Below are 22856 nucleotides of genomic sequence, written 5' to 3' on the forward strand. Positions count from 1 at the left end.
CGGCCGGACCGATCCTAGCGATTGCAGCCGGCGCGCCGATACGGAAGCTGCATCGCCTCATGCCGCGGCGGTGTCGCACAGGCGGCAGGCGTTCGCCCCCCGACAGGCCTGGCCGGGGCGTCCGGCTGGATGTGCGTCAGCGCCGACGACGCAGGCCCGCCGCCACGCCGGCCAGCAGCCCGCCCAGCGCCAGTACCCACAGCGGCGCCAGCCCGAAACGCGCGACCCAGGCGGCGTAGGGCGTGATGCCGTCGCGGCCCTGCACCTCGGCCCGCAGCACGTCGCGGGTCAGCGGCTCCAGCGATGCGGTGACGCGCCCCCGGTGGTCGATCACCACCGTCGCGCCGGTATTGGTGGCGCGCAGCATCGGCCGCTCGAATTCCAGCGTGCGCATGCGCGAGATGCCCAGGTGCTGGTCGATCGCCACCGAGTCGCCGAACCAGCCGATGTTGCTCAGGTTGACCAGCAGCGTCGGCGCCGTCGCAGGGTCGTGGAACTGCGCGGCCATCTCATCGCCGAACAAATCCTCGTAGCAGATGTGAGGCGCGAGCCGCTGGCCCTGCCAGTCGAAAGTCGGCTGGCCGACGGCGCCGCGGTGGAAGTCGCCGAGCGGGATGTGCATCATGCGCACGAACCAGCGGAACAGCGGCGGGATGAATTCGCCGAACGGCACCAGGTGGTGCTTGTCGTAGCGGTACGGCGGCTGCCCCGGCCGGAAACCGAGCGCCGAATTGCTGTAGCCCGCCCGCGCATCGCCGAGCGGAATGCCGACCAGCGCCGCTTGGTCGCCCGTCGCGAAGCGAGCCTGCAGCGCGTCCAGATAACCGGGCGGCAGGTCCTGGGGCAGGAGCGGCAGCGCGGTTTCGGGCGCGACCACCAGCCGCGCGCGGTTGTCGCGCAGCTGCTCGGCATACCACTGCAATGCCAGGGGCACGCCGCTGCCGGGCTGGAATTTCTCGTCCTGCGGGATGTTGCCCTGCAACAGCGCCACCGGCAGCGGTGCGCCCACGTCGCGGCCGGTCGCCGGCGCAGCTGGCGCCAGGGAAGCCGCGACCGTGACCACTACGACTGCGGCCGCGACGGCCATCCGCCGGTGGAGCACGGCGAAGGCCAGCGCCGCCGCCAGCGCCGCCGCCGCCGCGCCGAGGCCGTACACGCCGACCCAGCGCGCCGCCCAGCCCGCCGCGCCGTCCAGGTGCGCATAACCGCCGGCACCCCACGGAAAGCCGGTGAACCAGCTGCCGCGCAGCAGCTCGGCCAGCAGCCAGAGCGCTCCGAAAAAGAGAGCACGCAGCGCAGTCGCAGCGGGCGCAAACGCCCGAAAAACGCCTGAAAGCACCGCATAGTAGGAGCCGAGGAACGCCGCCAGCCCGAGCACCGCCAGCGCGGCCAAGGGCGCTGCCAGCCCACCGTAGGTGTGCATCGAGATAAACAGCCACCAGAAGGTGCCGGACAGCCAAGCGGAAGAAAAGATCCAGCCGAGGGCTACCGCCTGCCGGACCGAGGCGCTGCGGTCGAGCAGGCCCGCGAGCAGCGCGACCGACAGCAGCTGCAGCCACCAGAGCGGCGCGCCGTTCCAGGGATTCGCGATCGACGCGGCCTGCGCGAGCCCGCCGGCGAGCGCCAGCAGCGCCATGCCGGCCCGGCCGCGCAGCGGTGCCATCAGGCGGACGCGGCGGTGTCGGCCGGGGCCGGCGACACCTTGAACCACCGCACCGCACCGCCCTTGGTGTGCATCACCAGGAACTGCAGGCCGGCCAGCACGTGGCGTTCGCCGCGCTTGGGCACATGGCCCATCTCGTGCGCGATCAGGCCGCCGATGGTGTCGAACTCGTCGTCCGGGTCGGTCGGCGCGATCGCCACGTCGAAGGCTTCGGCGACCCGCTCGACCGGCGTGTCGCCGGACACGCGGTAGGTGCGGTCGGCCAGCGCGTAGATGTCGCCGGCGTTCTCGGCGATGTCGAACTCGTCCTCGATCTCGCCGACGATCTGCTCCAGCACGTCTTCGATCGTGATCAGGCCGGCCACCCGGCCGAACTCGTCGATCACGATCGCCAGGTGGTTGCGATTGCCGCGGAACTCGCGCAGCAGGTCGTTCAGGCCCTTGCTCTCCGGCACGAACACCGCCGGGCGCAGCAGCGCGCGGATATTCAGCTCGGGCGCCCGCTGCAGCTTGAGCAGGTCCTTGGCCAGCAGGATGCCGATGATGTTCTCGCGCTCGCCGCTGAAGACCGGGAAGCGCGAATGCGCGGTGTCGATCACCAGGTGCATCAGCGCGTCCGGCGGCGCATCGATGTCCACCAGGTCCATGCGCGGCGCCGCCACCATCACGTCGCCGGCCGTCATGTCGGACATCCGGATGACGCCTTCGAGCATCAGCCGCGATTCGGCCCCGATCACGTCGTGGTCCTCGGCGCTGGCGATGACGCCGATCAGCTCTTCCTTGGACTCGGGTGCAGGGTGGATGAATTCGGCGACCTTCTGCAGGAAGGTGCGTTTGTCTTCCTTTTCGAGGCGCGCAGGATGCGGGTCGGACACGGACGGGGGGTGCAGGACATGCGGTAGTAGGGGGACTGCAAGGATAGCGGATCGCCCGCCCGGCGGGGTTTTCCGAGGCGGTTTCGCCCCGGCAGGCGCGCGCCTACTGGCCCGAGCGGTGGCGGCCGTGGCGCACGCCCTGCCGCACTTCCTGCACGCCGTCGAGCACGTCGCGGAACTGCTTGGCCTGCCGCTTCAGGCGGTAGTCCAGCTCGCCGACCTGGTCGGCGACGATCTGTCCGACACGGCTGTCGAAGTCCGCCGGCGGCAGCGTGAGGTAGGCCTCGGCTTCCGAGCCGGCCCGGTGCACCTCGGCGCCGGCCCGCCGCGCGATCTTCAGCATCGCCGCGTTCTCGCTGAGTGCGTGCACGACGAGCTGGCCGACGCCTGCATTGCGCGCGTGCATCACGGCACGGCGGAACAGCCGTGCGCCGTAGCCCCGGCCCCGCGCCCGGGGCGCCACCGACACGCCGAACTCGGCGCTGCCCTTGCCGGGGCCGTAGGCGAGGTGCGCCACCGCGATCAATTCGAGCTTGCGGTTATAGATGCCGAAGATCTCGTCGCGGTCGAAGTCCAGGGTCTCGGTGTACCGGGCGATCTGTTCGTCGGTCGCGGCATAGCCGAAACGCAGGTAGCGGTCGGCGGGTGACAGCGCCAGCAGGTGGGCGAGGATGCGGCCGCGGTAGCGCGGGCCGAGCGAGCGGATCGGCACCAGGGCCGGCGGCAGCGTCGCCGGGCCGCCGTCGAGGCCGGACACCGGACGCAGCCAGTCCCGTCCCGCACGGACGGAAACCTGCCACCAGTTTTTCGATGCGATCATCATCTGATTTTAAGGGTTAGCCCTTATTCTTGGGGTCGCCCTCCGGATACCCCCACCGCCGCCTGCCAGGAGACCCTGCTTGACCGCTCTCGCCGACACCGACGCGAACCCGATCGCCCTGGATCTCATCATGGGCGCCGCCGAGAAGCACGACATCGTCGCCTCGGAAGACATATTCGACGACCGCGGCGTCAAGCTCTGGTCCAGCGGCCAGACGATCAGCCGCTCGCTGCAGCAGCGGCTGCTCGAACGCAAGCTCCAGCGCCCGCTCGAATCGTGCCTGCGCGCCCAGGACGGCGTGAGCATCATCGACCTGCTCGACGACACCGACGCCTTCTTCTCGAACGACCAGGATGCGCTGGCGCGGGCGCTGAAGCCGCAGGCCCTGGCGATCGCGCACGAGATTCCGCAGATGCAGCTGCATCCGGTGGCGCAGCTGCTGCTGACCGCGGTGCGCACCTCCGGTTCGGCGGCGTATACCCATGCGGTGCGCGGCATGGTGCTGGCCGGCGCGCTGGCCGTGGCCGCCGGGCGGCCCGAGGACACCTACTTCCTGCGGCTCGCGCTCACCGGCGGCCTGCTGCACGACATCGGCGAGATGTACGTCGATCCGCAGTACCTGCGCGCCACCCACACGCTCGGCATCGAGCAGTACCGCCATGTGGTCGCCCACCCGCAGATCGGCCAGCGCCTGCTCGCCTCGCAGACCGACTATCCGCCCGAGCTGGCGCGCGCGATCGGCGAGCACCACGAGCGGCTCGACGGCAGCGGCTACCCGGCGCAGCGGCGGGCCGACGCGGTGTCGCCGCTCGGCCAGCTGCTCGCAGTGATGGAAACCACGCTCGGCATCTGCCACAGCGCCGAAACGCCGCTGGCGCGCGCCAGCTTCGCGATGCGGGTGATCCCCGGCGAATTCTCGCTGCGCTGGGTCGGGCCGGTCGTGTCGGCCGCCCAGGCCGCCGCAGAGGACCTGGGCGCAGGCGCCGCCGACAGCGCGGCCGTGGAAGACCTGGATCGCCGGCTGGAAGACTGCCGGGCGCGCGCCGCGACCATCGGCAGCCGCTCGTCGGACGAGACGGTGCGCCGCATCTGCGCCAAGGCCCACCACCTGCTGGGTCGGCTGCGGGCCGGCTGGAACGCGGTCGGAATGTGGTCGGCCGGCGGCGAGGATCTCGGCCCGGCCGAAGGGTTCGAGCAGCGGATGGCCGCACGCGAGTTGGCCTGGCGCATGCGGTATGTGCAGCGTGAATGCCTGTGGCCGGTGCGCGACCTGTCGGCCGCCGGCGCCGAGGCGCTGCAGCCGCTCTGGGATGCGCTGGCGCCGGCCGAGACCTCCAAGGGAGCGCCGCAGGTCGCCGCCGCAGCGGGCTGACCCGGCGGCGCAGCGCAGCCGCCGCAGCCCTGCCGTCTCAGCCCAGCAGCGCCTCGATCCGATCGGCCGCCGCGGCGCAGCAGCCGAAGCGTTCGGCGACCCACGCCTCGTCGTGGTAGGTCGGCAGGTAGCGCTCGCCGGCATCGCACAGCAGCGACAGCAGCGAGCCCGGCTCTCCCGCACTCTGCATGGCCTGAGCGAGCCGCAGCATCGCCACGAAGTTGGTGCCGGTGGACGGCCCGACCCGCCGGCCGATCAGGCGCGACAGCAGCCGCATGCCGGCGATCGATTCGTCGTCCGGCACCTCCTCCATCCGGTCCACCAGCGTACGCACGAAGCTCGGCTCCACCCGCGGCCGGCCGATGCCCTCGATGCGGGAGCCCGGCGCGGTCAGCGTCGCGTCGCCGGTGCGGTGGTAGGCAGCGAACACCGAGCCGGCCGGGTCGGCCACGCAGACCTGCGCGGCATGGCGCTGGTAGCGCAGATAGCGGCCGATGGTCGCGCTGGTGCCACCGGTGCCCGCGCCCACCACGATCCAGCGCGGTATCGGATGCCGCTCGCGCTGCATCTGCACGAACATGCTCTCGGCGATGTTGTTGTTGCCGCGCCAGTCGGTGGCCCGCTCGGCATAGGTGAACTGATCCATGTAATGGCCACCGGTCGCGGCGGCCACGGCCCGGGCGGCGGCGTACACCTCGTCGGCCCGGTCCACGAAATGGCAGCGGCCGCCATGAAAGGCGATCAGCGCGATCTTCTCGGCCGAGGTGCTGCGCGGCATCACCGCCACGAAGGGCAGGCCGAGCAGCCGCGCGAAATAGGCCTCGCTCACCGCGGTGGAGCCGCTGGAGGATTCGACGATCGTCGAGCCTTGATGAATCCAGCCGTTGCACAGCGCATAAAGGAACAGTGAACGCGCCAGCCGGTGCTTCAGGCTGCCGGTGGGATGGGTGGACTCGTCCTTCAGGTAGAAGTCGATGCCCTGCGCGGCGAAGCCCGGCAGCGGCAGCGGGATCAGGTGGGTGTCGGCGCTGCGGTGGTAGTCGGCCTCGATGCGGGCGATCGCGTCGTACAGCCAGGGGCTCGGGTGCGTCATGCCGGCATTGTCCGGCCTCAGAGCGGCACCGCCGTCGTCGCCTTGACCCGGTCGAGCACGAAGCTGGTCTTACAGTCCTGCACGCTCGGGTGCTTGAGCAGGGTGTCCATGATGAAGCGGCTGTAGTGCGCCATGTCGGCGACCACCACGCGCAGCAGATAGTCCATCTCGCCGGTCAGGGCTGCGCACTCGACCACCTCGGGCCAGGTCTGCACGCTCGCGCGGAACAGGTCCATCGGATTGCGCTTGTGGCTCTCGGTGTGCTTTTCCAGCCGCACGTTCAGGTAGGCGGTCAGGCCCAGGCCGACCGACTCGGGCCGGATCAGCGCCACGTAGCGGTCGATCACCCGGCTGTCTTCCAGCCGCCGCACCCGGCGCAGGACGGCACTCGGCGACAGGCCGACCGCCTCGGCGATCTGGTCGTAGGTGGCGCGGCCGTCGGCCTGCAGGCTGCGCAGGATCTGGATGTCGAGCTTGTCGAGTGCTTCCATCGCGCCGATTCTGCAGGATTCATGCACCGAGAGTCTCCAAGGCGCCGCCATTTGCAGTAAATCTGCTTGCCGACGCAGGCACGATGGAAGCCGTGACCGAACCTGATTCGCCTCTAATGGCCCCGACCGGAGACCACCCGATGACCGCCGCCCTGCCCGCCTCCACCACCACCGCTTCCGCCACCGACGCCTGGGACAACCCGATGGGCACCGACGGCTTTGAGTTCATCGAATACGCCGCACCCGACCCGGCTGCCATGGGCAAAGTGTTCGAGCAGATGGGCTTCCGGCCGGTGGCCAAACACCGCCACAAGGACGTGACGCTCTACCGCCAGGGCACGATCAACTTCATCATCAACGCCGAGCCGGATTCCTTCGCCCAGCGCTTCGCCCGCGCCCACGGCCCGAGCGTCTGCGCCATCGCCTTCCGGGTGCAGGACGCCAAGGCCGCCTACGAGCGGGCGATCGCGCTCGGCGCCTGGGGCTTCGCCGACAAGGCGGGCCCGGGCGAGCTGAACATCCCGGCGATCAAGGGCATCGGCGACAGCCTGATCTACCTGGTGGACCGCTGGCGCGGCAAGAACGGCGCGCAGCCGGGCGACATCGGCAACATCGGCTTCTACGACGTGGACTTCGAGGCACTGCCGGGCGTGAGCGCCGAGGAGGCGCTGAACCCGAAGGGCCACGGCCTGACCTACATCGACCACCTGACGCACAACGTGCACCGCGGCCGGATGGCCGAATGGGCCGGCTTCTACGAGCGGCTGTTCAACTTCCGCGAGATCAAGTACTTCGACATCGAAGGCCAGGTGACCGGCGTGAAGAGCAAGGCGATGACCAGCCCCTGCGGCAAGATCCGCATTCCGATCAACGAGGAAGGCAAGGAAAAGGCCGGCCAGATCCAGGAGTACCTGGACAAGTACAACGGCGAGGGCATCCAGCACATCGCGATGGGCTCGGACGACCTGTACGCCACGGTGGATGCGCTGCGGGCCGGCGGCGTGAAGCTGCTCGACACGATCGACACCTACTACGAACTGATCGACAAGCGCATCCCGGGCCACGGCGAGAGCGTCGAGGAACTGCAGAAGCGCAAGATCCTCGTCGACGGCGTGGCCGGCAAGCTGTTGCTGCAGATCTTCTCGGAAAACCAGCTAGGTCCGATCTTCTTCGAGTTCATCCAGAGGAAGGGCGACGACGGTTTCGGCAACGGCAACTTCAAGGCGCTGTTCGAGAGCATCGAGCTCGACCAGATGCGCCGCGGAGTACTCTAGGCACACCCCCAGGCTTGTGCAGCCCGCTGTCGCGGGCGGTCGCCGCCCACACCCCTTGCAGCGGGCGCCGCTGGCGAGCCGTGGCGGGCAGGCGCGACGAATCCACGGAGGAGCGAGCATGCAGACACCAGAACTCCACGGTCTGGCCGCCGGCGATGCGGCGGTGCCGCCGAGTGCGGACTGGACCATCGACCAGGGCTGGGACGCCTACACCGCCGAGGACCATGCGGTCTGGCGCACGCTGTTCGAGCGGCAGAGCGCCCTGCTGCCCGGCCGCGCCTGCGACGCCTTCGTCGCCGGCATGCGCGACCTGCCGATCGGCGCCGACCGCATCCCCGATTTCCGCGCGCTCAGCGCGGTGCTGAAGGGGCGCACCGGCTGGGAGGTGGTCGCGGTGCCGGGCCTGGTGCCCGACGACGTGTTCTTCGGCCACCTGGCGGCGCGGCGCTTCCCGGCCGGGCATTTCATCCGCAAGCGCCACCAGCTCGACTACCTGGAAGAGCCCGACGTCTTCCACGACGTGTTCGGCCATGTGCCGATGCTGATGGACCCGGCGATGGCCGACTACATCCAGGCCTACGGCCGCGGCGGGCTGAAGGCGCAGCAGCGCGGCATGCTCGACCGGCTGGCGCGGGTCTACTGGTACACGGTGGAATTCGGGCTGGTGCAGCAGAACGACGGCCTGCGCATCTACGGCGCGGGCATCGCCTCGTCGGCGACCGAAACCCGCTTCGCGCTCGACGATCCGTCGCCGAACCGCATCGCCTTCGACCTGGAACGGGTGATGCGCACCCGCTACCGGATCGACGACTTCCAGGAAACGTATTTCGTGATCGACAGCCTGGAGGCGCTGCTGGCGCTCGACCGGATCGACTTCGACCCGCTGTACGCCCGCGTGGCGGCAGGTGCCGAATACGCGCCGGGCGACGTGCTGCCGGAAGACCGGGTGCTGCACCGAGGCACCGGTCGCTACCATGCGACCCGGCCGTCACATGCTATCGAATAGATAGCTAGCTGCGCAGGCACCACCTGCGCAGAAGGCCGATTTCCTGCTCAATACACGTCGCGGCGGTAGCGGCCTGCGGCGATCAGGTCGTCCACCGCGGCCGCGCCGAGGATGTCCGCCAAGGCGGCGTCCACGCCCGCGGCCATGCCGTGCAGGCTGCCGCAGACGAACAGCACCGCCCCGTCGTCGATCCACCGGCACAGGCGTTCGGCTTCGGCGCGCAGGGTATCCTGCACGTAATGGCGCGTCGGCTGGTCGCGGGAGTAGGCGACGTCGAGCCGCTCCAGGGCGCCGGCCGCGTGCCAGCCGGCGGCTTCCCGCTCGCAGAAGGCGTCGTGCGCCCGCTGGCGTTCCCCATACAACAGCCAGTGGCGGCGCTGTCCGGCACGGATGCGGGCCGACAGGTGGCCGCGCAGCCCGGCGTAGCCCGACCCGTTGCCGATGAAGATCGCTGGCGTACCGCCGGCCACCGGCGCGAAGGCCGGGTTGTCGACCAGCCGCAGATCGACCGGCCCGCCCAGCGGCGCATGTACCGTGAGCCAGCCCGAGGCGAGGCCGAGGCCTGCGTCGTGCCGGGCTTGCCGGACCAGGAGCCGCAGCGCGCCCTCCTCCGGCACCGACGCGACCGAATAGCGGCGCGGCGCGAGCGGCACCAGCCGGTCCGCGACCGCCTGCGGCGAGGCGTCCGCCGCTTGGTCGCCGGGCAGCGGCAGCACGCTGGCGGCGAGCGCGTCGGCCAGCGGCCGCGTGCGGCCCTGCCACCGGACCGGCGTAGCGCCGTCGAACGCGAGGCGCTGCAGCACGGCGGCGACGGCCTCGAGCGCCTGACGCGGCAGGATCTCGGCCAGGGCACCGGCGCGCCAGTCCACGCTGCGGCCGGCAGGCGGCTTCAGCACGAGATCGAACAGCGGCGCGCCCAGACTGCCGGGATTGCAGTGCGCGCGGCGGGCGAGACACCAGGAGCCGAAGGCGCCCGCCGTGTCGGCAGCGTCCGTCGCGGCCCCGGCGTCTACGGCGCCTGCGCCCTCGTCCCACACGGCGCCCGCCTGCGCCGCCAGCGCGGACTGCCACGCGCCCCAGTCCGCCGGGTCTTCGCCGTCCAGCTCGACCGGCGGAAACAGCGGCTGGGCGCCGAGACGCTGCAGCTGATGGGCCAGCGCGTGGCCGAAACCGCAGAAGGCGGCGTACTGCCGGTCGCCGAGCGCCAGCAGGCCGTAGCGCAATTGCGGCAGCGCGCCGGCCGTCGCCTGCGCCAGGTCGCGGGCAAAGCGGCGTGCGGCGTCGGGCGGATCGCCGTCGCCGAAGGTGCTGGCGACGAACAGCACCTGCCGGACATGCCGCAGCTGTTCGGCGTCGAGCCGCGACACCGGCGCCAGCACCGCGGGCCGTCCGGCCGCCTGCAGCGCGGCCGCCGTGCGGATCGCCAGCCGCTCGGCGCGCCCGGCCTGGCTGGCATACGCGACCAGCCACGGCTCGCCGCCGGCGCCGGAAAGCGCGGGCGCGCCGCCGCCGGCCGTGGCCAGCGCGTCGCGCGCCCGTCGCACCGCGCGCGCCTTGCGACGGCGGTCGAGGTACAGCATCCAGCCGGTGACCGCGAACAGCGGCAGCGCGAGCGCGGCGGCGGTCATCGCGATGCGGCCCGGCAGGCCGAAGTAGGTGCCCATGTGCAGCGGATAGATCGCGCCGAGTGCCCGCCGCCCGGCCGGCAGCGCGGCGAAACGCTCGTCGAGCACCACCGTGCCGTCGGTCGCCACATTCAGCCGGTTGCGCGCACGTTCGTGCGCGGCGTCGCTGCCGAGCCAGCTGAACTGGACCGGCTGGCCGGCGCGCTCGGGCAGCCGCAGCTGGACCCGCTGCCAGTCGCCCCCGGTCGTGCGCAGGAAGGCGGCCCAGGCCGGCCCGAGGTCCGGTGCAGGCGCCGGCGCGGCCGGCCGCTCCCGCATCGCAGCCGACCGGACCGGGGCGGCCATGCGCGGTGCGGCGCCGGCCCAGCGGTCGACCGGCGCGCGGATGCCGTCGAAGGCCCAGTACAGGCCGGTGAGCGTGAACACGACGTACGCGACCAGTGCCCAGGTGCCGGCCACCGAATGCAGGCCCCAAAGGAAGGAGCGGCCCTTCAGCGCCGGATCGAAGGTGAGCCAGGTGCGCCACGAGGCGAGCGGCCGGCGCGGCCAGCGCAGATACAGCCCCGACAGCGACAGGAACAGCAGGCAGCCCGCCAGCACGCCGGTCACGACCCGGCCGTCCTCGCGCGGCAGCAGCAGCCAGCGGTGCAGGCGCTCGACCCATTCGAAGAAATCCTCGCCGTGGCGCTCCGGCAGCCGTGCGCCGGTGGCGGGGTCGAGCCGCACCGTGTCGCCGCGGCGCTGGCCGGGCGGCGGCGCGAAGACGACCTCGGCGGCCCGGCCCGGATCGGCCTGCAGCGTGATGCGCTGCACCGGCCGCCCGTCGCTGGACGCCCGCGCCGCATCGGCCAGCGCCTGCGGCGGCAATGCCGGCGCACCGCGGGTGTCGACCCAGGCGGTGCCGGGGTTCCAGAGGTCGAGCAGCTCCTCGTGGAAGGCGTACACCGCCCCCGACAGGCCGATCACGACCAGCACCGTCCCGGCGGTGATGCCGAGGAACCAGTGCAGCTGGAACCAGATTTTCTTGAACAAGGTCAGAAGTCCAGCACCGCGCGCAGCACCGCCTGCCGGCGGTCGCCGAGCGACACGTAGATCGGGCTCTGCGACGACGGCACGTAGGTCTTGTCGAACAGGTTCTTCACGTTGAACTGCAGCCGCAGCGGCTTGCCACCGACCGCGGTGTCGTACGACACGAAGGCGTCGGCCACGTCGTAGGCGTCGTTGACGAACGTGTTGGCGGCGTCGCCCGCGCGCTTGCCGACGTGGCGCACGCCGGCGCCGGCGCGCCACCGGCCGCCGGCGGCCGTGCGGTCGAATTCCCAGGTGAGGAACGCCGCGCCCGACTGCATCGCCACGTTGGCGAGCCGGTTGCCGTTGAAGCGCGGATCGTCGGTGACGAAGGCGTCGGTCCAGGTGTAGCTGCCGATCAGCTTCAGCTGGCGGGTCAGGCTGCCGGCGGCGTCAAGTTCCAGCCCGCGCGAACGCGCACCGCCGACCGCCCGGATGAAGCTGGTGCCGCCGACGGTCTCGGTGACCTGCACGTTCTTCTTGCGGATGTCGAACAGCGCGGCGGTGGCGGTGACGCCCTGCGGCAGATCGAGCTTGGCGCCCAGCTCCCAGGACTTGCCCTCCTCCGGCGCCAGCGTGCCGATCAGGTTGCCGATGTTGACGTTGGGCTTGAACGACTGGCTGTAGCTGCCGTAGAACGACCAGACGCGGTCCGGCTGCCATACGACGCCGACGCGCGGGATGAACTTGGTGCCTTCGGCATCGGTATTGACGCGGAACGGCCGGCCCTTGCCCGCCAGCTCGTCGTAGCGCTGCCAGCGGCCGCCGGCCTGCACGATCCAGCGCTCGTTCAGCCGCACCGAATCCTGCAGGAAGACGGCCTGCTGGCGCAGCTTGTCGCGCTGGTCGCTCTCGGCCGGGTCCACGTTGGTGGAGTTGGCCAGCACGCCGTAGACCGGGTTGTAGACGTTGAAGCGGGTGTCGTTGGTGCCGCGGATCAGGTCGCGGCGGTAGATGTTGCTGTCCTCCACGTCGATGCCGCCGAGCACCTCGTGGCGCAGGCCGCCGAGCCGCAGGTCGCCCTGCAGGTTGAGTTGCGCCACGTGCTGCTGGCTGAGCGCGCCACGGGTGCCGTCGGGCCGGCGGGTCAGCACGCCCGTGACCGGGTTGAGCGACACCGGGCGGGCCTGGAAGTCGTCGTAGCGGTTGCGGTTGTAGCTGTAGGTGCCGTTCAGCTTCCACTGCGCGTCCAGCGTGTGCTGGGCCTGCACGGTGAAGAAGTCGGAGTCGCCGATGGTGCGGTTGTAGGCCTCGTCGAAGCGCACCCGGCGGTCCACCGCCACCGGTTTGCCGGTACGGGTGTCGATCACGGTGCCGCGGTCGAAGGGCTGCTCGTAGTCGGTGTGCTCGTAGGAGACCCGCACATAGGTGCCGCTGCCGTACCAGGCGAGGGACGGCGCGATCACCCGCTGCTTGTTGACGCCGAAGTTGCGCCAGTAGTCCACGGTGCTGGTGTCGGCGATCAGCCGGTACGCCAGGCCGTTCGTGCCAAGCGGCCCGGTCAGGTCGAGCGAGGCGTTGCCGCCGCCGAAGCTCGACACACCCAGCGCCGCCTGGCCGGCGAATCCGAGCTGCGGCTTCTTGGTGACCATGTTGACCACGCCGCCCGGGTCCATCGTTCCATAAAGGATGGAGGACGGTCCTTTCAGCACCTCCACCCGCTCGGTGGTGTAGGTCAGGTTACGGGCGAGCACGGTGCGCACGCCGTCGCGCAGGATCGAGCCGTCGCGGTTGAATCCGAAGCCGCGCTTGATCAGCGCGTCCTGCGTGCCGCCGAGTGTGTTGGCCTGGGTGACGCCGCTGACGTAGTAGAGCGCCTCGTCGATGTTGCGCACCTGCTGGTCCTGCAGCACCTGGGCCGGCACCACCGCGACTGCCTGCGGCACGTCGCGCAGGGCTGCGTCGGTGCGGGTGGCGGTGATGGCACGTTTGGGCTGGTAGCCGATCTCCTGGGCCCGTTCCTGGACGATGACCTCGGGCAGCACGGGTGCCGGAGCGGCGGGAGTCTGGGCATGGACCCCGAAAGACAGACACAGGGGCACGGCGCAGCCGGTGCGGGCGAAACGGGAGAAGGACATCGATTCGGGCAAAGAGCGAGGCAGGAACGGCACACGGCCGGCAGAACCAAAATTGTAAATCGTTCGCATTTGTAATCATGCGCAGCACCTTTTAAGCCTCGGATACAGATTCGGCTCGGAAAAAAGGACGGCGGAGATGGATACAGCCGATAACATGTTTGCCCACACCTCCGGACGTCCGGATAGCCCTATCCCCCTCTATGGCGCACCCGCACGATCTCCTGCACTCCCTGCCCGGCGCGGTCCTGGTGATCTGCGACAACGTCCTAGTCCAGGCGAACCCCGCCTGTCTGCGGCTGCTGGAGGCCGACAGCGTGGATCAGGTGGTCGGCCATGCGCCGGAGGACTTCGTCCATCCGCCCGACCTGACCCGGTCGGTGCAGCGGACCAGCGTGCTGCGCCCGGGCGTGGCGGACAACCAGCCGACGCAGATGCGGGTGCGCACCTGCAAGGGCGCGCTGCGGCAGGTGCTGATCTCCAGCGCCGCCTTCCGCCACGAGGGCCGCGACGCGGTACTGGTCAACGCGCTCGACATGAGCCTGCAGCACGACATGCAGGCGCAGCTGCGCGAGAGCGAGCGCAACTTCCGTGCGCTGTTCGAGAACATGCAGGACGTCTACTACCGCACCAACGCCGAGGGCGTGGTGGTCAACGTCGGGCCGGCGGTGCGGCGGGTGCTGGGCGTGGAACCGCAGGACATCATCGGCCGCAAGGCCGAGGCCTGGTACCCGAACGCCGCCGACCGCGACGCCTTCAAGCAGGCGATCCTGGCGCAGGGCGAGGTGGCGGACTTCCCCGGCCAGATGGTGCGCAGCGACGGTCGGGTGATCGACATCTCGATCAGCAGCCGGGCATTGCGCGACGGCGACGGACAGTTCGCCGGCGTCGAGGGCCTGTGGCGCGACGTGACCCAGCGCCGCCAGATGGAGCGCGAACTGCGTCGCATGGCACACACCGACATGCTGACCGGCATCGCCAACCGGCGCGCCTTCCTGGAACAGGCCGAAGCCTGCCTGCGGCGCTTCCGCACCGAAGGCCGCTGGTTCGCGCTGCTGATGCTGGACCTGGACCACTTCAAATCGGTCAACGACCGCTTCGGCCACCACGAGGGCGACCGGGTGCTGGTCCACTTCGCCGAGGCGGTGCAGTCGCGCATCTCCGGCGCCGACATGCTCGGCCGGCTGGGCGGCGAGGAATTCGGGCTGCTGCTGGTGCGTCCGGATGCGGACGCCGCCGAGGCCGCCGGCCAGACGGTGCTGCGGCAGGTCCAGGAACTGCGCCTGCCGGGCAACGGCCACGGCGGGCCGCAGGGCATCACCACCAGCATCGGCATGGCGGGGGTGCAGCCGGGCGACCAGCGGGTCAACGACCTGCTCGAACGCGCCGACCGCGCGCTCTACCAAGCCAAGCGCCAGGGGCGCAACCAGCTGGTGCGGGCCGCCTGACCGGCCGCCGCTCCCGGAAGCGGGCGCTGCCCGTCAGCGCAGCAGGTCGAGCACCGCGGCCCGGACCCGGCGGTCGAACGCCAGCGCCACATGCGGCACGCCGTCGGCGAAACGGTTGTCGGCCCCCTCCAGCGTGGCGACGCTGGCCGGGAACACGATGTTGTCGCAGTTGGAGTACCAGCAGACGAAGAGCGCCCTGCGCTGCGGCGACTCGCTCGCCGCCAGGGCGCACAGCCAGTCGCTGCCGCAGCGCATCTGCACCCCGTTGCCGCGGCGGCCGAACCGGCCGAGCCAGGTGCCCTGGTGCGGCGAGCCGAGGGTGACGATCCGCGCCACCCGCCGGTCGTCGCCCGCCGCCCGCAGCCAGGCCCGGATCGCCAGGCCGCCCATGCTGTGACCGACCAGCACCGGCGGGCGCCCGGTAGCCGCGGCCATCCGGACCACGGCCGCGTCGATCGTGGCGACGTAGGCGTCGATCGGCGCGAACGGCGGCTCCAGGTCGACCGCGACGCAGGGCCGGCCCTGCGCGCGCAGCACCCGCAGCCACGGATTCCAGAAGCCCCGGTTGCAGGCCAGTCCGTGCACCAGCACCACGCCCTGCCGGCCGGCGGCGCTGCCGTCGTCCGGCAGCAGGTCCGGCACCGCCCGGCTGCGGAACGGCTGCTGCCAGCAGAACACCCGCGGCGAAGTGACGCTCTCGACCGCCCAGGCGCGCAGCACCTGCCCGAGGCGCGCCCGCGGCGCCGGGTCGTGCCGGTTGACCCACGCCATCGCCACGCATTCGGCGCCGAGGAAGAGCGCATGGCCGCCGAGCAGCAGCAGGACGCCCGCAGCGGCCACCCCCGGCGCACGCGGCCAGCACCACGCCGCCCAGCCTGCTGCGGCCAGCTGCAGGCCGAGGGTGATCGCCTGCTGGAGGCGCGCGACGGTGACGGTGCGGGGGGCGACGTCCATGCGCCCATGGTCGCATAGGGGACCCGCCGTCGGTAGAACCCCGGTGGGCGATCGCCGGCCGGATGTCCAGAATGGGGTGGAGAGGAGACCGCATGGACCCCCGCCCCTGGCTCGCCCACTATCCCGACGGCGTCCCGCCTGCCGTGGACCCCGACGCCCATGCCTCGCTGCCGGACCTGCTGGCCACCGCGTTCCGCACGCATGCCGACAAGCCGTTCAGCGTCTGCATGGACCGCTGGATGTCGTACGGCGAACTCGACCGGCTGTCGGCCGCGCTCGGCGCCTGGCTGCAGTCGCGCGGGCTCTCGCGCGGGGACCGGGTGGCGGTCATGCTGCCCAACGTGCCGCAGTTCGCCGTCGCGATGGCCGCGGTGCTGCGCGCCGGCTACACCTGCGTCAACGTCAATCCGCTCTACACCGCCCGCGAGCTGCACCACCAGCTGACCGACTCCGGCGCGGTGGCGATCGTGATCCTCGAGAACTTCGCGCACACGCTGGCCGACGCGATCGAGGGCACCGCGGTGCGCGACGTGGTGCTCACCGCGATGGGCGACCAGCTCGGCGGGGCCTACGGCGCCTGGATCACCTTCGCGGTGCGGCACCTGGCGAAGATGGTGCCGGCCTTCCGGTTGCCGCTGACCGACGGCCGCAGCGTGACGCCCTGGCCGCAGGCGCTCGCCGCCGGCGCTGCGCGGCCGCTGGCGCAGCACGCGACCGGCCTGGACGACATCGCCTTCCTCCAGTACACCGGCGGCACCACCGGCCTGTCGAAGGGCGCGGTGCTGACCCAGCGCAACATCGTCGCGGCGATGCTGCAGGCCGAAGCCTGGTTCGCGCCGGCGCTCGGCCAGGTCGGCGACCCCGGCAAGCTCAACAGCATCGCCGCCCTGCCGCTTTACCACATCTTCGCGCTGACGCTCTGCCTTCTCGCGATCCGCCAGGGCTCGCACCTGACGCTGATCCCCAACCCGCGCGACATCGGCAAGTTCGTCGCGGTGCTGAAGAAGCGGCCCTTCCACATGCTGCCGGCGGTCAACACGCTGTTCAACGCGCTGCTGCAGCATCCCGAGTTCAAGACGGTCGATTTCTCCCACCTGCGGGTGTCGCAGGCCGGCGGCATGGCGGCCTCCGAAGGCACCGCCCGCGCCTGGCAGGATGCCACCGGCTCGCCGATGGTCGAGGGCTGGGGCATGAGCGAGACCTGCGCGATCGGCACCAACAACCCGGTCACCACCACGGGCTACAGCGGCACGATCGGGCTGCCGCTGCCGGGCATCGACATCGCGATCAAGGACGACGCCGGCGCCGACCTGCCGCACGGCACGCCGGGCGAGATCTGCATCCGCGGCCCGAACGTGATGCGCGGCTACTGGCAGCAGCCCGAGGAAACGGCCCGCGCCTTCACCGCCGACGGCTACCTGCGCACCGGCGACATCGGCACGATGGATGCCGCGGGCGTGACCCGCATCGTGGACCGCAAGAAGGACATGATCCTGGTGAGCGGCTTCAACGTCTTCCCCAACGAGCTGGAGAACGTGGTCTCCACCTGCCCGGGCGTGGTCGAGTGCGCGGCGGTCGGCGTGGCCTGCGAACGCCAGGGCGAGGCGATCAAGCTGTTCGTGGTGCGCCGCGACGCGACGCTGACCGAGGACGCGGTGATGCGCTTCTGCGCCGAGCGCCTGACCGGCTACAAGCGACCGCGCCAAGTGGAGTTCCGCGATGCGCTGCCCAAGACCAACGTCGGCAAGATCCTGCGGCGCCAGCTGCGGGAACCGCAATGAGGCCCGACCGCCGATGCTCCTTTTTTCATAGCTACCGGCGCTCGCCCCGCCTGCGCAGATGGCCGATTTACCTCCGAACCTGACGGTTCTCGAACGCGGCTGGCTGTCGGCCAACGGCATCGTCTTCCATGCACCCGGTCACCCCACCGCGCTGGTCGACAGCGGCTACGCCACCCATGCCGGGCAGACCGTCGCGCTGGTGGAGGCCGCGCTCGGCGGCCGACCGCTCGACCGGCTGCTCAACACCCACCTGCACAGCGACCACTGCGGCGGCAACGCGGCCCTGCAGGCGCGCTGGCCCGGCGTGTACACCGCCGTGCCGCCCGGCGAGGCCGACGCGGTGCGGGCCTGGGACGAGGACGCCCTCAGCTTCCGCCCGACCGGCCAGCAGTGCCCGCGCTTCGCCATCGACGGCACGCTGCAGCCCGGCCAGGAGATCGCGCTGGGCGACCTGGCCTGGCAGGTCCACGCCGCGCCCGGCCACGATCCGCATGCGGTGCTGCTGTTCGAGCCCGCCAGCCGCACGCTGCTGTCGGCCGACGCCCTGTGGGCGACCGGCTTCGGCGTGGTGTTTCCGGAAATCGACGGCGCCCACGCCTTCGACGAGGTGGCCGCGACGCTCGACCTGATCGAGGCGCTGGCACCCGCAACCGTGGTGCCGGGTCACGGCCCCGTCTTCACCGAGGTCGGACCGGCGCTCGCCGTGGCGCGGCGCCGGCTGGAAAGCTTCGTGCAGTCGCCCGCCAGGCATGCGGCCCACGCCGCACGGGTACTGCTGAAGTTCAAGCTGCTCGAATGGCAGCGGCAGGACCTGGCGCCGCTGCTCGGCTGGATCGGCGCCACGCCGCTGATGCGCAGCCTGCACCGCCAGGGCGGCGGCGGCCTGCCGCTCGACGCCTGGGCCGGCGGCCTGATCGCCGATCTGGAGCGCGCGGGCGCGGCGCGGCGCGAGGGCATCGCCGTGGTGAACGCCGGCACCGCCTGAGCGGCACCGGCGCGTCGGCGAAACCGCTCAGGCGCCGGCTTATTCCACCTTGACCTGCTCCGCCTTTACGATCCGCGCATAGCGGTCGAGGTCGTCGCGGATCTGCTGGCCGAAGGCAGCCGGCGTGTTGCCGACGGCCGAGATGCCGAGCGAGGCCAGCCGCTCGCGCACGTCGGTCGCCTGCAGCACCGCGTGCAGTTCGCGCTGCAGCTTCTCGACGATCGGCGCCGGCGTCTTGGCGGGTGCGAGGATGCCGATCCAGGAGTTCGACTCGAAGCCCGGCACGCCCGATTCGGCCACCGTCGGCACGTCGGGCAGCGAGGCAAGCCGCTGTGCGCTCGAGACGGCGATCGCGCGGATCTGGCCTTTCTGCACGAACGGATAGGCGCCGGCAACGGCGGTGTAGAGCATCGGCAGGCTGCCGCCCACCACGTCGGCCATCGCCTGGCCGCCGCCCTTGTACGGCACGTGCACGAACTTTGCGCCGGTGCGCTGGGCCAGCATCTCGCCGGCTAGGTGCGGCGTGCTGCCGGTGCCGGCGCTGCCGTAGGAGATGCCGCCCGGGTTGGACTTGGAGTACGCGACCAGTTCCTGCAGGTTCTTCGCCGGCACCGACGGATGGGTGACGATGATCAGCACCGCGTCGCCGATCTTGCTGACCGGCGCGAAGTCCTTGACCGGGTCGAACGGCACCTTGGCGAAGACGTGCGGGTTGATGACCATCGTGCCGTCGAAGCCGACCACCAGCGTGTAGCCGTCGGGCGCGGCCTGCGCCGCCATCTGCGTGCCGATGTTGCCGGACGCGCCGGGACGGTTGTCCACCACCACCTGCTGGCCGAGCCGCGCGCCGAGCTTGTCGGCCACCACGCGGGCGCCGGTGTCGGTCACGCCGCCGGGCGCGAACGGCACGATCAGCCGGATCGGTTTGCTCGGATAGTCCTGCTGCGCCAGCGCCGGCAGGGCGCCGAGCGCGAGCGTGCAGGCCGCCGCCGCAAGGGCGTGGCGGCGGAGGAAGCGGAAGGCTGCTGCGGTCATGGGGTCGTCTCCTTCTTGTGGGTCGTTGCGCCGGGGGTGGCAGGGAATCACTCGGGCCGGATGCCGCCGCGCTGCGCGACACGGGCCCATTTCTCGGTTTCGCCGACCAGGAAAGCGCGGAACGCGTCGGGTGCGTTCACCACGACCTGCGCGCCCTGGTCCTGCATCTGCTTGGCGACGGCCGGCTCGGCGGTCACCTTGCGGATGTCCTGCACGATCTGCGCGACCAGCGGCGCGGGCATGCCGGCCGGACCGAACAGCCCGTACCAGCTCAGCGATTCCACGCCCTTCAGGCCTGCCTCCTGGAAGGTCATCGCGTCGGGGAAGGTCGCCATGCGTTTGTCGGCCGCGACGCCGATCACCCGCAGCGCGCCGGATTGCACGTGCGGCAGTGCCGTCAGCACGCTGGTGACGCCGAGCGGCAGGTGGCCGCCGATCACGTCCACCATCAGCGGCGCGCCGCCCTTGTACGGGATGCCGGTCATCTTCAGCTCGCCGGCCTGGCGGATCAGTTCGCCGGTCAGCCGCGTCTGGCCTTCGGAATAGCCGACCGCCAGCTCTTCCTTCTTCGCGGTCCGCACCATGTCGGGCAGCGTCTTGAAGGGCCCGTTCGCGGCGGCGACCAGCACCATCGGCGAACTGGCGATGTTGGTGACCGGCGTGAAGGCCTTCAGCGTGTCGTAGGGCAGGCTCTTCATCAGCACCGGGTTGATCGCATGCGAGCCCACCACCAGCAGCAGCGTGTGGCCGTCCGGCGCGGCCTTGGCGACATGGGACGACCCGATCACGCCGTTGGCGCCGGTGCGGTTGTCCACCACCACCGGCTGGCCCCACAGGTCCGACAGGCGCTGGGCCACCAGCCGTCCGACGATGTCGGTGCCGCCGCCGGCCGCATACGGCACGACCAATGTGACCGGCTTGGTCGGGAATTTCGCCGCGGCCGGCTGGGCCACAGCTGACGGGGCTGCCGCAGCCAGCGCCAGGGCGGCGGCGGCCACCAGGACGCTGCGGCGGGTGGAACGAGAAAAGACAGAGGGGAAAAATGCGGGCATCGGGAACATGTCACTGATGGGATGGGTCGTGGCGGCGCTACTCAGGCCGGCACGGCGGCCGGGGCAGCCTGCGCGTCGCGGGCCTTGTCGCGCTGGCGGCGCAGCCAAGCGATCGACCGGCCGCCGAGCGGGCGCTGCAGCCGGGCCTCGGCGAAGTCCACCGCGTCCAGCAGGCCGTCGAGCGCGATGCCGGTGGAGAAGCCGCTGCGCTCGGCCAGCAGCACCAGGTCCTCGGTCGCCTGGTTGCCGGCGGCGCCCGGCGCGAACGGGCAGCCGCCGATGCCGCCGACGCTGGCGTCGAAGCGGCGGATGCCGGCCTCCAGCGCCGCCCACGCGTTGGCCGCGCCCATGCCGCGGGTGTCGTGGAAATGGACCGCGAGCTGCGCCAGCGGTACCACGCCGCGCAGCGCCTCCATCCGCTCCTTCACCATGCCCGGCGACGCGGAGCCGATGGTGTCGGCGATCACGATCTCGCCGGCGCCGGCGCGCTGCATGCGCGCGGACAGGCGCAGCACCGTGTCGAGCGGTGTCTCGCCTTCGAACGGGCAGTCGAACGCCACCGCCACGTAGGCACGGGTGCGCAGGCCGAGCCGCTGCGCCTCGGCCAGCGTCTGTTCGCTCACCTCGGTCGCCTGGTCCAGGCCCATGTTGATGTTCTTGCGGTTCATTGTCTCGGTGGCCGACAGCACCACCGCGATCTCCTCGGCGCCCGCCGCATGGGCGCGCTCCAGGCCCTTCAGGTTGGGCACCAGCACCGAGCAGCGCAGGCCCGGCAGCACGGCGCGCACCTGCGGCACCAGGTCGGCCGCATCGGCCATCTGCGGCACCGCCTTGGGCGAGACGAAGCTGGTCGCCTCGACGCTCCGCACGCCGGCGGCGACGAGCAGCTCGATCAGCCGGAGCTTGTCGGCGGTCGACACCGCGACCGCCTGGTTCTGCAGGCCGTCGCGCGGCGACACGTCGGTGATGTGGATCGCCGATTCGGTGACGGCGCTCATGCGATCGCTCCCTGCGCCCGCAGCGCATCGAGCTGCTGCGCGTCGTAGCCCAGCCAGTCGCCCAGCACCTCGCGGGTCTGGGCGCCGAGCGTGGGCGGTGCGGTGAAGGCGCGGTCTGCCGCGGCCGACAGCTTGACCGGGTTGCCCGGCATGCGCACCGTGCCGCCGGCCGGCAGCGGCACCTCGACCACCATGTCGCGGGCGACGACCTGCGGGTCGGCCAGCGCCTGCGCGAAGTTGTTGACCGGGCCGCAGGGGATGCGCGCCTCGCGCAGTTGGGCGAGCCAGTAGGCGGTCGGGTGCTTGCGCATCTCGGCGCCGACCAGGGCGTCGATCTCCTCCTTGGCCGCGAAGCGCACCGGCTGCTGCAGGTACTCGGGCTTCTGCAGTTCCGGCAGGCCGATGAACGCTGCGAAGCGCTCGAAGAACGGGTCGCCGATGCAGGCGACGATCACATGGCCGTCGGCCGTCGGGTAGCTGTTGTACGGCACGTGCACGAAATGCCCGTTGCCGATGCCTTCGGGAATGTGGCCCGACATCAGGTGCATCGTCGCCATGTAGTTCAGCAGCGAGATCTGCGCGTCGAGCATCGAGATGTCGACATGCTGGCCGCGGCCGGTGCGGTCGCGCTCGACCAGCGCCGCCAGCACGCCGACCGCGCCGAAGACGCCGCCGCCCAGGTCGCCGATCGGGATGCCGCTGCGGGTCGGGCCGCTCTGCGGGGTGCCGGTGATCGACATGCCGCCGCCCATCGCCTGCACCACCTGATCGAAGGCCGGCCGCTGGGTGTCCGGGCCGGTCTGGCCGAAGCCGGTGACCGAGCAGGTGACGATGCGCGGGTTGACCTGCGACAGCGCCGCGTAGTCGATGCCGAGCCGCGTGGTCACGCCGACGCTGAAGTTGTCGAACACCACGTCGGCCTTGCGGACCAGGTCCAAGAACACCGCGCGGCCGGCGTCGCTCTTCAGGTCGACGCAGACGCTCTGCTTGTTGCGGTTGAGCGTGAGGTAGTAGGCGCCCATGCCGTCGCGGGCGTAGTCGGGGTCGTGCTCCAGCAGGCGGCGGGTGCCCTCGCCGCTGCCGGGCGGCTCGACCTTGATCGTGCGCGCGCCCAGATCGGCCAGCAGCATGGTGCCGTAGGGGCCGGACAGCATGTGGGTCAGGTCCAGCACGGTGATGTGTTCGAGTGCCACGGGAAATGTCTCCGGTTGGGAAATGCAGGCACCGGGATTGCATGGGAC

At 71.2% G+C, this 22856-nt stretch carries 18 protein-coding genes; 6 read left to right on the forward strand and 12 right to left on the reverse strand.

Annotated features, from left to right (window positions below; translation table 11 throughout):
* Window positions 1-136 precede the first annotated feature (136 nt).
* The 3 genes from lnt to QZ500_RS19015 all read right to left on the reverse strand — a co-directional run bounded on the left by lnt (window position 137) and on the right by QZ500_RS19015 (window position 3358).
* On the reverse strand, window positions 137-1663 hold the full coding sequence (gene lnt / locus QZ500_RS19005) for an apolipoprotein N-acyltransferase (protein ID WP_295857588.1): 1527 nt from the start codon (window positions 1661-1663) through the stop codon (window positions 137-139).
* The gene (locus QZ500_RS19010) at window positions 1663-2538 is read right to left on the reverse strand and encodes a transporter associated domain-containing protein (protein ID WP_295857591.1); all 876 of its coding nucleotides are present in this window, start codon (window positions 2536-2538) and stop codon (window positions 1663-1665) included. The genes lnt and QZ500_RS19010 overlap by 1 nt, the downstream gene beginning before the upstream one ends.
* A gap of 103 nt (window positions 2539-2641) precedes the next feature.
* On the reverse strand, window positions 2642-3358 hold the full coding sequence (locus tag QZ500_RS19015) for a GNAT family N-acetyltransferase (RefSeq protein WP_295857593.1): 717 nt from the start codon (window positions 3356-3358) through the stop codon (window positions 2642-2644).
* 79 nt (window positions 3359-3437) lie between these two features.
* Here QZ500_RS19015 and QZ500_RS19020 point away from each other — a divergent pair, with 79 nt between their 5' ends.
* Window positions 3438-4730: an HD domain-containing phosphohydrolase gene (locus QZ500_RS19020; RefSeq protein ID WP_295857595.1), complete on the forward strand. Its 1293-nt coding sequence runs from the start codon at window positions 3438-3440 to the stop codon at window positions 4728-4730.
* Between the two features lie 37 nt (window positions 4731-4767).
* Here QZ500_RS19020 and QZ500_RS19025 read toward each other — a convergent pair whose 3' ends face one another.
* Both QZ500_RS19025 and QZ500_RS19030 read right to left on the reverse strand, forming a co-directional pair.
* Window positions 4768-5823, reverse strand: a complete 1056-nt coding sequence (locus tag QZ500_RS19025) for a PLP-dependent cysteine synthase family protein (RefSeq protein ID WP_295857597.1) — start codon at window positions 5821-5823, stop codon at window positions 4768-4770.
* Between the two features lie 17 nt (window positions 5824-5840).
* Window positions 5841-6314, reverse strand: a complete 474-nt coding sequence (locus QZ500_RS19030; protein ID WP_295857599.1) for an Lrp/AsnC family transcriptional regulator — start codon at window positions 6312-6314, stop codon at window positions 5841-5843.
* Window positions 6315-6454: 140 nt separating this feature from the next.
* On the opposite strand from QZ500_RS19030, the gene hppD reads away from it, so the two are divergent.
* Together hppD and phhA are read left to right on the forward strand one after the other, a co-directional pair.
* Window positions 6455-7588, forward strand: a complete 1134-nt coding sequence (gene hppD / locus QZ500_RS19035) for a 4-hydroxyphenylpyruvate dioxygenase (protein ID WP_295857600.1) — start codon at window positions 6455-6457, stop codon at window positions 7586-7588.
* Window positions 7589-7706: 118 nt separating this feature from the next.
* Window positions 7707-8594: a phenylalanine 4-monooxygenase gene (phhA, locus tag QZ500_RS19040; RefSeq protein WP_295857602.1), complete on the forward strand. Its 888-nt coding sequence runs from the start codon at window positions 7707-7709 to the stop codon at window positions 8592-8594.
* A gap of 47 nt (window positions 8595-8641) precedes the next feature.
* Here the strand turns inward: phhA and QZ500_RS19045 are convergent, their stop codons facing one another.
* Together QZ500_RS19045 and QZ500_RS19050 are read right to left on the reverse strand one after the other, a co-directional pair.
* Window positions 8642-11251, reverse strand: coding sequence for a sulfite reductase flavoprotein subunit alpha (locus QZ500_RS19045; protein ID WP_295857605.1), 2610 nt, complete (start codon window positions 11249-11251; stop codon window positions 8642-8644).
* Window positions 11252-11253: 2 nt separating this feature from the next.
* Window positions 11254-13272: a TonB-dependent siderophore receptor gene (locus QZ500_RS19050; protein ID WP_295857606.1), complete on the reverse strand. Its 2019-nt coding sequence runs from the start codon at window positions 13270-13272 to the stop codon at window positions 11254-11256.
* A gap of 293 nt (window positions 13273-13565) precedes the next feature.
* Between QZ500_RS19050 and QZ500_RS19055 the strand changes: the two genes are divergently transcribed.
* Window positions 13566-14810 (forward strand): sensor domain-containing diguanylate cyclase, encoded by a 1245-nt coding sequence (locus QZ500_RS19055; protein WP_295857608.1) that lies wholly within the window; start codon window positions 13566-13568, stop codon window positions 14808-14810.
* Window positions 14811-14843: 33 nt separating this feature from the next.
* Here the strand turns inward: QZ500_RS19055 and QZ500_RS19060 are convergent, their stop codons facing one another.
* Window positions 14844-15764, reverse strand: coding sequence for an alpha/beta fold hydrolase (locus tag QZ500_RS19060; protein WP_295857610.1), 921 nt, complete (start codon window positions 15762-15764; stop codon window positions 14844-14846).
* Window positions 15765-15856: 92 nt separating this feature from the next.
* Here QZ500_RS19060 and QZ500_RS19065 point away from each other — a divergent pair, with 92 nt between their 5' ends.
* Window positions 15857-17545, forward strand: coding sequence for an AMP-binding protein (locus tag QZ500_RS19065; protein ID WP_295857613.1), 1689 nt, complete (start codon window positions 15857-15859; stop codon window positions 17543-17545).
* Window positions 17546-17603: 58 nt separating this feature from the next.
* A complete protein-coding gene (locus tag QZ500_RS19070) occupies window positions 17604-18530 on the forward strand; it encodes an MBL fold metallo-hydrolase (RefSeq protein WP_295857615.1) in 927 nt (308 codons plus the stop codon).
* Between the two features lie 39 nt (window positions 18531-18569).
* Here QZ500_RS19070 and QZ500_RS19075 read toward each other — a convergent pair whose 3' ends face one another.
* The 4 genes from QZ500_RS19075 to QZ500_RS19090 all read right to left on the reverse strand — a co-directional run bounded on the left by QZ500_RS19075 (window position 18570) and on the right by QZ500_RS19090 (window position 22808).
* Window positions 18570-19565, reverse strand: coding sequence for a tripartite tricarboxylate transporter substrate binding protein (locus QZ500_RS19075; protein ID WP_295857617.1), 996 nt, complete (start codon window positions 19563-19565; stop codon window positions 18570-18572).
* Window positions 19566-19612: 47 nt separating this feature from the next.
* The gene (locus QZ500_RS19080; protein ID WP_295857619.1) at window positions 19613-20563 is read right to left on the reverse strand and encodes a tripartite tricarboxylate transporter substrate binding protein; all 951 of its coding nucleotides are present in this window, start codon (window positions 20561-20563) and stop codon (window positions 19613-19615) included.
* Between the two features lie 95 nt (window positions 20564-20658).
* Window positions 20659-21615 (reverse strand): hydroxymethylglutaryl-CoA lyase, encoded by a 957-nt coding sequence (locus QZ500_RS19085; protein WP_295857621.1) that lies wholly within the window; start codon window positions 21613-21615, stop codon window positions 20659-20661.
* Window positions 21612-22808 (reverse strand): CaiB/BaiF CoA-transferase family protein, encoded by a 1197-nt coding sequence (locus tag QZ500_RS19090; protein ID WP_295857623.1) that lies wholly within the window; start codon window positions 22806-22808, stop codon window positions 21612-21614. The genes QZ500_RS19085 and QZ500_RS19090 overlap by 4 nt, the downstream gene beginning before the upstream one ends.
* Window positions 22809-22856 lie beyond the last annotated feature (48 nt).

Source organism: uncultured Xylophilus sp., assembly GCA_913776965.1.
In the GTDB taxonomy this organism is placed as follows: domain Bacteria; phylum Pseudomonadota; class Gammaproteobacteria; order Burkholderiales; family Burkholderiaceae_C; genus Xylophilus.

What these genes read in the sequence shown, in the direction of transcription:
- QZ500_RS19070 (WP_295857615.1), top strand. Translation starts at nt 17,604, where the DNA reads ATGGCCGATTTACCTCCGAACCTGACGGTTCTCGAACGCGGCTGGCTG.
- phhA (WP_295857602.1), top strand. Translation starts at nt 7,707, where the DNA reads ATGCAGACACCAGAACTCCACGGTCTGGCCGCCGGCGATGCGGCGGTG.
- QZ500_RS19060 (WP_295857610.1), bottom strand. Translation starts at nt 15,764, where the DNA reads ATGGACGTCGCCCCCCGCACCGTCACCGTCGCGCGCCTCCAGCAGGCG.
- lnt (WP_295857588.1), bottom strand. Translation starts at nt 1,663, where the DNA reads ATGGCACCGCTGCGCGGCCGGGCCGGCATGGCGCTGCTGGCGCTCGCC.
- QZ500_RS19015 (WP_295857593.1), bottom strand. Translation starts at nt 3,358, where the DNA reads ATGATCGCATCGAAAAACTGGTGGCAGGTTTCCGTCCGTGCGGGACGG.
- QZ500_RS19075 (WP_295857617.1), bottom strand. Translation starts at nt 19,565, where the DNA reads ATGACCGCAGCAGCCTTCCGCTTCCTCCGCCGCCACGCCCTTGCGGCG.
- QZ500_RS19055 (WP_295857608.1), top strand. Translation starts at nt 13,566, where the DNA reads ATGGCGCACCCGCACGATCTCCTGCACTCCCTGCCCGGCGCGGTCCTG.
- hppD (WP_295857600.1), top strand. Translation starts at nt 6,455, where the DNA reads ATGACCGCCGCCCTGCCCGCCTCCACCACCACCGCTTCCGCCACCGAC.
- QZ500_RS19085 (WP_295857621.1), bottom strand. Translation starts at nt 21,615, where the DNA reads ATGAGCGCCGTCACCGAATCGGCGATCCACATCACCGACGTGTCGCCG.
- QZ500_RS19065 (WP_295857613.1), top strand. Translation starts at nt 15,857, where the DNA reads ATGGACCCCCGCCCCTGGCTCGCCCACTATCCCGACGGCGTCCCGCCT.
- QZ500_RS19025 (WP_295857597.1), bottom strand. Translation starts at nt 5,823, where the DNA reads ATGACGCACCCGAGCCCCTGGCTGTACGACGCGATCGCCCGCATCGAG.
- QZ500_RS19030 (WP_295857599.1), bottom strand. Translation starts at nt 6,314, where the DNA reads ATGGAAGCACTCGACAAGCTCGACATCCAGATCCTGCGCAGCCTGCAG.